The organism is Sphingomonas sp. CCH9-F2 (genome assembly GCF_001556735.1).
Classification (GTDB): Bacteria; Pseudomonadota; Alphaproteobacteria; order Sphingomonadales; family Sphingomonadaceae; genus Sphingomonas; species Sphingomonas ginsenosidimutans.
Genome location: NZ_LSJO01000279.1, coordinates 1 through 11,372, shown reverse-complemented (window position 1 = coordinate 11,372; position 11,372 = coordinate 1). Strand labels below are relative to the sequence as shown.

General features: G+C 68.3%; 8 protein-coding genes, 2 pseudogenes and 1 other annotated feature. Of the genes and pseudogenes, 7 read left to right on the top strand and 3 right to left on the bottom strand.

Features of this window, described 5'->3' with window-relative positions:
- On the top strand, nt 1-1,101 hold a 1,101-nt coding region (gene rpoN / locus AX685_RS08360), incomplete at its 5' end, for an RNA polymerase factor sigma-54 (RefSeq protein ID WP_066487479.1).
- Between the two features lie 118 nt (nt 1,102-1,219).
- Here rpoN and AX685_RS08355 read toward each other — a convergent pair.
- Entirely contained in the window at nt 1,220-2,860 is a 1,641-nt protein-coding gene (locus tag AX685_RS08355; protein ID WP_066487476.1) for a S10 family peptidase, read from the bottom strand.
- 143 nt (nt 2,861-3,003) lie between these two features.
- Nucleotides 3,004-4,014 (bottom strand): ligase-associated DNA damage response exonuclease, encoded by a 1,011-nt coding sequence (locus AX685_RS08350; protein WP_066487473.1) that lies wholly within the window; start codon nt 4,012-4,014, stop codon nt 3,004-3,006.
- Nucleotides 4,015-4,237: 223 nt separating this feature from the next.
- Between AX685_RS08350 and AX685_RS08345 the strand changes: the two genes are divergently transcribed.
- The 4 genes from AX685_RS08345 (at nt 4,238) to repC (ending at nt 9,744) form a co-directional block, all read left to right on the top strand.
- Nucleotides 4,238-6,649, top strand: a complete 2,412-nt coding sequence (locus AX685_RS08345) for a ligase-associated DNA damage response DEXH box helicase (protein WP_082740722.1) — start codon at nt 4,238-4,240, stop codon at nt 6,647-6,649.
- A 132-nt stretch (nt 6,650-6,781) separates the two neighbouring features.
- Nucleotides 6,782-7,663 (top strand): aspartyl protease family protein, encoded by an 882-nt coding sequence (locus AX685_RS08340; protein WP_066487471.1) that lies wholly within the window; start codon nt 6,782-6,784, stop codon nt 7,661-7,663.
- A gap of 59 nt (nt 7,664-7,722) precedes the next feature.
- Entirely contained in the window at nt 7,723-9,132 is a 1,410-nt protein-coding gene (locus AX685_RS08335; protein WP_066487469.1) for a M20/M25/M40 family metallo-hydrolase, read from the top strand.
- Between the two features lie 219 nt (nt 9,133-9,351).
- The gene (gene repC, locus AX685_RS08330) at nt 9,352-9,744 is read left to right on the top strand and encodes a replication initiation protein RepC (RefSeq protein ID WP_066487468.1); all 393 of its coding nucleotides are present in this window, start codon (nt 9,352-9,354) and stop codon (nt 9,742-9,744) included.
- 72 nt (nt 9,745-9,816) lie between these two features.
- On the opposite strand, the gene AX685_RS08325 is transcribed toward repC, so the two are convergent.
- Nucleotides 9,817-10,116 (bottom strand): hypothetical protein, encoded by a 300-nt coding sequence (locus tag AX685_RS08325; RefSeq protein WP_066487466.1) that lies wholly within the window; start codon nt 10,114-10,116, stop codon nt 9,817-9,819.
- 306 nt (nt 10,117-10,422) lie between these two features.
- Between AX685_RS08325 and AX685_RS23085 the strand changes: the two are divergent.
- Both AX685_RS23085 and AX685_RS21510 read left to right on the top strand, forming a co-directional pair.
- Nucleotides 10,423-10,944, top strand: a pseudogene (locus tag AX685_RS23085) (integrase core domain-containing protein); the annotation flags it as partial.
- A 48-nt stretch (nt 10,945-10,992) separates the two neighbouring features.
- Nucleotides 10,993-11,129, top strand: a pseudogene (locus AX685_RS21510) (IS3 family transposase); the annotation flags it as partial.
- Nucleotides 11,022-11,136: a sequence feature (AL1L pseudoknot), on the top strand. It overlaps the preceding pseudogene by 108 nt.
- Nucleotides 11,137-11,372 lie beyond the last annotated feature (236 nt).

The following is an 11,372-nucleotide window of genomic DNA, read 5'->3' as shown; positions in this document are numbered from 1 at the left end:
TTCGACAGCTTCGCCGACACCAGCGAAAGCTTGGCCGACGTGCTGCTGGCGCAGGCCGGCGCGGCGTTCGCGGGCGCCGACCTGCTGATCGCGCGCGCGCTGATCGATCAGATCGACGAGGCCGGCTATCTGCGCGCCGACCTGATCGATATCGCGCAGCGGCTGGGCGTGCCGCTGCGCCATGTCGAGGCGGTGCTGGCCGGCATCCAGCGCTTCGAGCCGACCGGGGTGGGCGCGCGCGACCTGGCCGAATGCCTGGCGATCCAGGCGCGCGAGGCCGACCGCTACGACCCGTGCATGGCGCGGCTGATCGACCATCTCGACTGGCTGGCGCGCGGCGACCTGCCGCGGCTCAAGCGGCTGTGCGGGGTCGATGACGAGGATCTGGCCGACATGATCCGCGAATTGCGCGGCTATGATCCCAAGCCGGGCTGCCGCTTCGGCGGGGACGCGCCGATGCCGGTGATCCCCGACCTGACGGTGGTGCGCACGCGCGACGGCTGGGCGATCGAGATGAACAGCGCGACGCTGCCGCGCGTGCTGGTCAACCGGCGCTATTACGGCGAATTGTCGGCGGGGCCGCAGGACAAGGGCAGCAAGGCATGGCTCGCCGAGAAGCTGGCCAGCGCCAACTGGCTGGTCAAGGCGCTGGACCAGCGGCAGCGCACGATCATCCGCGTCGCGACCGAGATCGTGAAGCAGCAGGAGGCGTTCTTCCTGAAAGGCGTCGCGCATCTCAAGCCGCTGACGCTGCGGCAGGTGGCCGAGGCGATCGAGATGCACGAATCGACCGTCAGCCGCGTCACCAGCAACAAATATCTCAGCTGCGCGCGCGGGTTGTTCGAGCTGAAATATTTCTTCACCTCCGCGATCCAGGCCGCCGACGGCGGCGATGCGGTGTCGGCCGAAGCGGTCAAGAGCGCGATCCGCGCGCTGATCGCGAGCGAGGGCGACACGATCCTGTCCGACGATACGCTGGTGGAGATGCTGAACGCCAAGGGCTTCGGCATCGCGCGGCGCACGGTGGCGAAATATCGCGAGGCGATGGGGATCGGCAGCTCTGTGCAGCGCCGCCGGGCGAAGGCGTTGCAGGGGGCGTAGCGCTTCCCGAACGACCGTCATCCCAGCGAAGGCTGGGATCTTACGCGGCAAAGGATGTCGGTCATCACGGGGAGGCCCCAGCCTTCGCTGGGGCGACTCGATACGGGGCGACGGGTAATCAATTCGGCGTCGGCCCCGCCGCCGCGATCGACGGCGCGACCGGCGGCGTGCCCGAGCGCGCGACCGCGACCGCGCGGTCGTACCAGTCGGACAGGTCGCGCTTCATCGCCACCAGCGCCTCCGGGTTCAGATATGTCATGTGACCGGCGGGATAATAGACGAAGCGCAGGTTCGCGCGCTGCCCCGGTTCCAGCATCATGTGGCCCAGGTCGTTCTCGGTCCCGAAGAACGGGGTGGCCATGTCGTACCAGCCGTTCATCGACAGCACCTGCAGGTACGGGTTGGCGCGCATCGCGGCGGCCAGGTCGATCGCGGTATTGGGGTTGTTCTGCTGCCCCATGCGATTGGGGGCGTCATGCTTCCAGTTCCACGTCCACCCCGCGGCGTCGCGCGCCGACAGGCGGTACGGCATGTCGGTCTTATATCCTAAGGTGTGGGTCGTATAATCGTTGAACGTGGCGATGAACGCGCCCGAGATCGCGTCCGACGACACGTCGGTTTCCGGCCGCTCGCCGGCGGCATCGCTGTCGGTGCCGGTGTAGCGCGAATCGAACCGGCCGACCGTCTGGCGCGTGCCGCGCAGCAATTCCTTCTGGAAGCGCGGCAAATCGATGCGCAGGTTCGCGCGCTTGATGAAATCGGGCGACAGGCCGATCAGCCGGCTCATCCCCTCCGCCACCTGGTCGCGTTCCGCATCGGAGATGTTTTGCCCCTTGGCCAGCGCCGACATGTACGGCCCGGTCGCGAACTCGCGCGCCTGCTGCACCACCGTCGCGACGTCCGCGGGGCGGTTTTGCAGGCGGTTGTGATACCAGGCGGTGGCGGCATAGCTGGGCAGATAGTTGAGATAGACCTGGTCCAGCCCCGGCTGACGATAGCCGTAGTTCATGATCGAGCTGAGCAGCACCACGCCGTTCAGCGCCATGCCGCGGTCCTGCAACTGATAGGCCAGCGCGCCGGAACGCAGCGTGCCGTAGCTTTCGCCGAACAGAAACTTGGGGCTGTTCCACCGCCCGAACTTGGTGGCGTAGCGAAGGATCGCCTTGGCGAAGGCGTCGGCATCCTCGTCCACGCCATAGAAGGCTGCGGGCTTCATATCCCCCAGCGGGCGCGAATAGCCCGCGCCGATCGCGTCCAGGAATACCATGTCGGTCTTGTCGAGCAGCGTGTAGGGATTCGGCCCGAAGTCATAGGGCGCGGGGCGGATGAATTCGGGGTTGCCGGTCTTGAGCCGCACCGGGGCGAACGACCCCATGTGCAGCCAGAACGTCGGGCTGCCCGGCCCGCCGTTGTAGAAGAAGGTGATCGGGCGTTTGGTGCCCGGCTGCGTCCCGTCGAGCGTATAGGCGGTGTAGAACATCGACGCGGTCGGCTTTCCCTCCGTATCGCGCAGCGTCAGCGTCCCGGCGGTCGCGGTATAGGGCAGCCGCCGTCCCGCGACCGTCACCGCGCCCTTCGACCGTTCCTCGCGCTCCTCCACCGGGGCGACCGCGGTGCCCGCCTCGACCGCGTCCTTCTGCGCCTCCGCGGCGGTCTTCTCCGCGGCGCGGGGAGGCTTGCCGGCGGGCGCGGAGCGATCCTGTGCCGCCGCGATCGTGGAAGTGGCCAGCAACAACCCGGCGGCAAGGCGCAAACGCATGAAAGGCTTCCTTCGATCGGTCAGGGTCGCTGATCTAATCGGCGGCGTGGGCCATGCGCAAGTTGTGTGTCATCCGCCACGATCAGGCAACAGTCGGGCCGTGGACGCGACCGTCGATGTGGCGGCGGACGTCGCCGAGCGGCTCAGTCGTCCTCGTCCTCGAACCCCGCCAGCGCCAGCGCGCGGGCGCGGATCTGGCGCGTCATGCACCAATGGACCAGCGCCTCCTCGCGCCCGTGGGTGACCCACACCTCCTTCGGCGCGATCTCCTCCAGCGTCGCGGTCAGCTCGTCCCAGTCGGCATGGTCGGACAGGATCAGCGGCAGCTCGACATTCTTCTGCCGCGCGCGCTGGCGCACCCGCATCCAGCCCGATGCCATCGCGGTGATCGGATCGGGCAGCCGCCGCGACCAGCGGTCGTTGAGCGCGGAGGGCGGGCACATCACCACATGCCCCGCCATCGCCGCCTTGGGCACGCCCGCCACCGGGATCAGCTCGCCCAGCGATACGCCCAGGTCCGCGTAGAGATCGCACAGGCGCTGGAGCGCGCCGTGAATATAGATCGGCGCGTCATGGCCGCGCGCGCGCAGCTCCGCGATCACGCGCTGCGCCTTGCCCAGCGCATAGGCGCCGACCAGCACGCAGCGCGTCGGATTGGCGTGGAGCCGCGCGACCAGCTTGTCGATCTCGTCCCCCGTGTCCGGGTGGCGGAACACCGGCAGGCCGAACGTCGCTTCGGTGATGAAAACGTCGCACGCCACCGGCTCGAACGCGGCGCAGGTGGGGTCGGGGCGGCGCTTGTAGTCGCCCGACACCACCACCCGTTCGCCGCGATGGGTCAGCACGATCTGCGCCGATCCCAGCACATGGCCGGCGGGGACGTAGCCCACCTCCAACTCCCCCAGCCGGATCGTCTCGCCATAGCCGACTGGCACGCCCGCCTGCGGGCCGTAGCGCGCCGCCATGATCGCCAGCGTCTCCGGCGTCGCCCATACCGCGCCATGCCCGCCGCGCGCGTGATCGGCATGGCCGTGCGTGACCAACGCGCGCGGCTGCGGGGTGGAGGGATCGACCCAGGCGTCGGCGGGGCGGACGTAGATTCCGGTCGGATGCGGTTCCAGCCAATCGCCCAGGGTCGTGCCGCGTGTCGCCATGGTGCGAGAACCCGTCGGTGGAGGAATCGTATCCGTCAAGGAAAGTGGGTTCGCGCAGAGACGCAGAAGCGCAGAGGCGAAGCATTCCTGACGGGTCGGGCGGGAGACGATCAGCGGCTTGTTGGCTGGGCCCCCTTCCCCCCATCCTCCACCTCTCCGCGCCTCCGCGTCTCTGCACGACCATAATCTGGCGGCACCCCGCCCAGCACCCTACATCAGCGCCTTGACCGCCACGCTCCCCCCCGCCCTCACCGACTGGTTCGCCGCGCGCGGCTGGTGCCCGCGCGGGCATCAGCTGGCGATGCTGGAACAGGCGCGCGCGGGGCGGCACGCGCTGCTGATCGCCGCGACCGGCGCGGGCAAGACGCTGGCCGGGTTCCTGCCGACGCTGGCCGAACTGATCGCGCATCCGCACGACGGGCTGCACACGCTGTACGTCTCCCCGCTGAAGGCGCTGGCGGTCGATATCCAGCGCAACCTGATGACGCCGATCGAGGAGATGGGCGTCGACATCCGCGTCGAGACGCGCACCGGCGATACCCCGTCCGACCGCAAGGCGCGGCAGCGCGCGAAGCCGCCGCAGATCCTGCTAACCACCCCCGAATCATTGTCGCTGCTGCTGAGCTATCCCGACAGTTTCCTGATGTTCGCGCGCCTGAAGACGATCGTGGTGGACGAGGTGCACGCCTTCGCCACCACCAAGCGCGGCGACCTGTTGTCGCTGTGCATGGCGCGGTTGCAGGCGATCGCGCCGGCGTGCCGCCGCGTCGCGCTGTCGGCGACGGTGGCGGACCCGGACGGCTATCGCGCATGGCTGGCGCCCGACGGGGATATCGACACGGTGGCGCTGGTCGCGGGCGATACCGGGGTCGATCCGAACATCGCGATCCTGCTGCCCGAGGATCGCGTCCCCTGGGCGGGCCATTCGGGCCGCTATGCCGCCGAACAGGTGATGGCGGAGATCGAGACGCACCGCACCACGATCGTGTTCTGCAACACCCGCAGCCTGGCCGAGCTGATCTTCCAGGATCTGTGGAAGGCCAATGCGATGCAGCTGCCGATCGGCATCCACCACGGCAGCCTGGAGAAGGAGGCGCGGCGCAAGGTGGAGGGCGCGATGGCCGCCGGGCGGCTGCGCGCGCTGGTTGCCACCGCCAGCCTGGACCTGGGGGTCGACTGGGGCGACGTCGATTGCGTGATCCAGATGGGCGCGCCCAAGGGATCGTCGCGGCTGCTGCAACGGATCGGGCGGTCGAACCACCGGCTGGACGAACCGTCGGAAGCGATCCTGGTCCCCGGCAACCGCTTCGAATATCTGGAGGCGCGCGCCGCGCTGGACGCGGTGGAGGCGGGCGAGCTGGACGCCGACGTGTTCCGCATGGGGGCGCTCGACGTGCTGGCGCAGCATGTCATGGCCTGCGCCTGCGCCGCGCCGTTCGATCAGGCCGACTTGCTGGCGGAGGTGCGGGGCGCACTGCCCTATTCGGCGCTGACCGACGATCTGTTCGAGCGCGTGCTGGGGTTCATCCGCGACGGCGGCTATTCGCTGCGCGCCTATGACCGGTTCCGCCGGCTGACGCAGGATGCCGACGGGCGCTGGCGCGTCAGCCATCCGCAATTCGTCGCGCAGCACCGCCTGAACGCCGGGATCATCGTGGAGGCGACGATGCTGACCGTCCGCTTCCGCAACGGGCGCGCGCTGGGCAAGGTGGAGGAAGGCTTCGCCGCGACGCTGAGTCATGGCGACACCTTCTTCTTCGCCGGGCTGAGCCTGGAGGTGGAGAAGATCGATACCGAGGATCTAGTGGTGCGCGCCACCACCCGGCCGGCGCGCATCCCCACCTATGGCGGCGCGCGGATGCCGCTGTCGACGAACCTGGCCGCGCGCGTGCGCCATTTCCTGGCCGAGCCGGGCGAGTGGCACCGCTTTCCCGACGACGTGCGCGAATGGCTGGAAATCCAGCAGCGCCGCTCCACCCTTCCGCGCCCCGACCAGCTGCTGGTCGAGACCTTCCCGCGCGAGGGCCGGCATTATATGGTCGCGTACAGTTTCGAGGGGTGGAATGCGCACCAGTCGCTGGGGATGCTGGTGACGAAGCGAATGGAGACACAGGGGCTGAAGCCGCTGGGCTTCGTCGCCAACGATTACGCCATCGCCACCTATTCGCTGGAGCCGGTCGCCCATCCCGCGGCGCTGTTTTCCGCCGACATCCTGGAACATGAGTTCGTCGACTGGGTGGAACGCTCGCACCTGTTGAAGCGCGCGTTCCGCGAGGTGGCGGTGATCGGCGGACTGGTCGAGCGCCAGCACCCCGGCAAGCGCAAGACCGGGCGTCAGGTGACCTTTTCCACCGACCTCATCTACGACGTGCTGCGCAAGTACGAGCCGGGGCACGTCCTGCTGGAGGCGGCGTGGGCCGATGCGCGCGCGCGGATGACCGACGTGGGGCGGCTGGCGGACCTGATGGACCGCGCCGCCGACACGATGGTGCATGTCGACCTGCCGCGCGTCACGCCGCTGGCGGTGCCCGTCCTAACGCTGATCGGGCGCGAGAAGGTGGCGACCGGCAGCGCCGACGACGCGCTGCTGATCGAGGCGGAGGCGCTGGCCGCCGAGGCGATGGCGGTCGATTGATTTCATTAGGCTAATGGCCGGATCGGGCGTACCCTGCCGCGCATGGAGAGGTGGATCGCCCTGGCGTTGATCGCGGCGGGTACGGAGGCCGTGGCACAGCCGCCAGCCGTCGCCCCACCCGCTGCACCGGCCATGGCCACGCCGCCCGCCGCGATCGATTCCGCCACCGGCGAGGACCTGTCGTTCCTGACCGCCGACACGCGCATGACCGTGCCGGTGCGCGTCGCGGGCGAAGGGCCGTTCCCGTTCGTGATCGACACCGGCGCGCAGCGCACCGTCATCTCGCGCCAGCTGGCGCGGCGGCTGGGGCTGGCGGCGGGGCCGCGGGTGCGGTTGATCGCGATGTCGAGCACCGGCGAGGCCGATACGGTGATCGTGCCGCGACTTAGCGTTGATACGGTCACCGCCGGCACATTGGGCGGCGAGCGGATCGAGGCGCCGGCGATCGACCACGCGCTGCTCGGCGCGCCGGGGATGCTGGGGATCGACACGTTGCAGGGCCGGCGGCTGGCGATCGATTTCGTCGCGGAGCGGATGACCGTCACCGCTTCCTCTGCCGAGCGCCGCACCCGCCGCGCCGCCGCGGACGAAATCGTCATCCAGGCGCGCAACCTGTTCGGCCAGCTGGTGGTGACCCAGGCCAGCGTCGCGGGGCGCAAGGTGCGCGTGATCCTGGACACCGGCACCTCGATCAGCATCGGCAATGCCGCGCTGCGCCGCCTGCTGGGCAAGCGCGATCCGATCGCGTCGGAGACGTTCACCGGCGTGCTGGGGCAGCCGATGACCGGCGATTATGCGATCGTGCGCGAAATGACGCTGGGCAGCGCGACGATCCAGACCCTGCCGGTTGCCTTTGCCGAGGCGGCGCCGTTCCGCGCCTTCGGCCTGGCCGACAAGCCCGCGATCCTGCTGGGGATGGACGCGCTGCGACTGTTCCGCCGGGTGGAGATCGACTTCGCCCGGCGCGAGCTACGGCTGGCGATGCCGCGACAGGCGACCGCCGCCGCCTTTTGATTTGCACGCGGCCCGTTTCGCTGCAACCTTGGCGCGACACGAAGAAGAGCGGGGATGCGATGCGCACGGCAGGATTGATCGCAGGGCTGGCAGCGATGCTGGCGGGCACCGGGATAGCCACCGCCGCCGCGGCGCAGAACCGCCCCGACGAAAAGGCGTTCTTCGACCTGTACAAGGAGATGGTCGAGACCAACACCGTCGCCAAGGTCGGCAGCTGCACCAAGGCCGCGTCGCAGGTGGCGGCGCGGCTGAAGGCGGCGGGCTATCGCGATGCCGACATCACGCTGTTTTCCACGCCCGACCATCCCGACGACGGCGGGATCGTCGCGATCCTGCCGGGCAGCGACCGCGCGGCCAAGCCGATCCTGCTGCTCGGCCATCTCGACGTGGTCGAGGCCAAACGCGCCGACTGGACGCGCGACCCGTTCACGCTGGTGGAGGAGAACGGCTATTACTACGGCCGCGGCACCGTCGACGACAAGGCGATGTCGGCGATCTGGGCCGACGCCTTCGTCCGCTTCAAACAGACTGGGTGGACGCCGAAGCGCACGCTGAAGCTGGCGCTGACCTGCGGCGAGGAGACGACCTGGGCGTTCAACGGCGCCGAATGGCTGGCGAAGAACAAGCGCGAGCTGATCGGCGCCGAATTCGCGCTGAACGAGGGCGGCGGCGGGCTGCTCGACGCCGCGGGCAAGCGCCAGCTGCTGAGCGTGCAGGTGGGCGAGAAGGCGGCGCAGAACTTCACCCTCGTCGCGACCAATCCGGGCGGGCACAGCTCGGCGCCGACCCCCGAGAATGCGATCTACGAACTGGCCGACGCGATCAAGGCGGTACAGGGGCACGAATTCCCGATCCGCTTCACCGACACGACACGCGCTTTCTTCACGCAGACCGCGAAGGTACGCGGCGGAGAACTGGGCGCGGCGATCACCCGGCTGCTCGCCGATCCGACCGACACGGCCGCCGACGCGATCGTCAGCCGCGACAAGGTGCTGCACTCGACGCTGCGCACCACCTGTGTCGCCACGTTGGTGAACGCCGGCCATGCCGAGAACGCGCTGCCGCAGCGCGCCACCGCCAACGTCAATTGCCGCATCTTCCCCGGCGAAACCGTCGACCAGACGCTGGCCGAGTTGAAGCGGCTGGCGGGGGACAAGGTGACGGTGACCGCCAACCAGCCGATCCGCCCCACCGCGGTGCCCCCGACGCTCGACCCGAAGGTGCTGGGGCCGATGCAGGCGGTGGCAAGCAAGCATTTCCCCGGCGTGCCGATGCTGCCCAGCATGTCGACCGGCGCGACCGACGGCGTGTTCCTGGAGGCGGTGGGCATCCCCGTCTACGGCGCACCGGGCACGTTCCTCGACCCCGATTTCAACGGCATCCACGGCCTCAACGAACGGATCCGCGTCAGCTCGCTCTACGCTGCGCGCAATTACCTGTTCGATCTGGTGAAGGCCTATGCGGGGTAAGGCGGCATCCTTCCGTCGTGCAGGCCCCTCGAACGCGCACCGCAACAGGCGTCACCTCGGATCTGTTCCGGGGCCCACCGTGCCGCAAAAAGCAACACCGTGCGGGTATGCGGCACGGTGGATGCCGGAACACAAACTACTCCTCCTCCCATTCCTGTAACAGGCGATCGGGATGGTAGTTCGACGCCGATCGGTGGCGGGTCCTCGCCATCGCGCAGCGTGTTCAAGGCGCGCGCCGTCGATCTGCTCGCGATGTTCCCGTCCGCGGCGATGTACGTGACCGCCCCGCGCCCCGGCTGGCCCGACCTCCACGCGGCCGCCGCGCGCCTGCGCCACGACCTCGGCATCCGCGCCGGCACCTGGATCGAGGCGCTCGACCAGCTCGGCCGCGACGACGCGACGATCGCCCTGTTCGTCACGGCGGAACGGCAAGCTCACGGCGACATCCGCCACAGCGCGGGCGCGTATCTCACGGGAACGCTGACAAAAGCCCGTCAAAACGCCCTAGACCTCCCCAAGAGCCTGTGGGGTTTTCAGATCGCGATAGGGGAAATGCCGGGGGCGAGCCTTGCCGAATGCCAGCATTCGTCCGGTCAGCCCACAGACTGCTGAACGGATGAGCATGGTGATGCCGGTTGGAGCAGGTGTTTGCGTATCGCATCGACGAGTGCTCTTGGGCTTCAATCAGGAGCGATTTTCAGAAAGAAGCTCGCCGAGCAAGGCTACGGGATCGACCCCGATCGCCAAAGCGACCGCGACATATTCATCCATCGCGCAAAGCTGGGCAGCCAATGAGAGCAACATGCACAAGCTCGAGCGTGAGGACCAGGTGGCGCTGACGCGGGCCCGGACCGAGTTCATCAAGGCTTGCCGGAGCGCATCACCGCCAGCTTCAATCCGATCAGGACGAAGATGCGGATGCTTGCCGAACGAATCGACAGGCAGCCGCGTCTGGATGCCATCGACGAACGGCAGCGTGACCACACCGAGGCGTTGCGGGATAACACCGCCGCCATCAGGAGCCTCGAGCAGCAGCCGCGGACGAAGGTCAGCTATACCGTCTGGGCCAGAGACTGGTCGGGTCGCAAGGTCGGTGCGCCCTGTCGATCGTCTGGTTGCTCTGCGTCGGCAGCTATTTCCATGCGGCGATGGCGCTGCCGCCATCGTGGATCGCAGTCCGCTCGGCCAACTATCTGCTGGGCGGCGGGGATCAGGCGGTTTGCGCGCTGGTGAACTACCGGCTGGCGACCAACAGTTGTTGGACACTGTTCGCCGGTCGGCGAGGGGCTGAACCAGCGCTGGAGCCTCGACTTCGTGTTGGACGCCTTCATCTGCGGCCGGCGCTTCCGCATCCTGGCGGTGGTCGATGACTTCAGCCGGGAATGCCTGGCCTTGGTGGCGGACACCTCGCTGTCCGGCGCCCGTGTCACGCGCGCGCTGACGATGTTGCTGGGCGAGCGTGGCAACCCGCTCCTTGTGGTCAGCGAAAATAACACCTAGCTCACCTCGGTCACCATCCTGCGCTGGTCACAGGAGCGGCAGGTAGAATGGCACTATATCGTTTCTGGCAAGCCGACCCAGAACGCGTTCGTGGAGAGCTTCAACGGCCGACTGCGCGAGGAGTGTCTCAACGAGACGCTGTTCACCTCGCTGGCCCATGCCAGGGCCGTGCTGGCCGCCTAGCAGCACGACTACAACACCGTCAGGCCGCACTCCCGCCTTGGCGGGCGCACCCCTGCCCAGATCGCCGGCCAACGTGGTGCGGGGCATGCCCCGCACCACGTTTTCCATCCCCTCAACCATCAAGCATGAACCCCACGGGATCTACGTCTGAGCGGTAACAAGACTGGGAGCACGTCACAGGCTAACGAGATCCTGCGTAAGGCGTCGGCGTATTTTGCGATGGCGGAGTTCGACCGCCGAGCGAAGTGATGGTGTCGTTTATCGACGCGCATCGCAAGGTGTACGGGGTCGAGCCGATCTGCCGGGTTCTGCCGGCCTCCGGCAAACCCCGGGGCGGTTCAGACCGCCAAGGGCGTGGCGACGATCTACGACAAGGAGATCGTCCTCTAAATCGCCAGCCTGATGGTGCGGAAGCTGGAGGCGGGGGAGGGGGTGTCGCAGGGCTTCTACTTCACCGCGCACACCTGTTCTGCGTGGCGGGCAAACCCCTTCGCGCGGTCCTACTGTGGATCGGCGTGGAAAAAGGACCCCGGTAGCGGGGTGATCGGCGTCGAAAA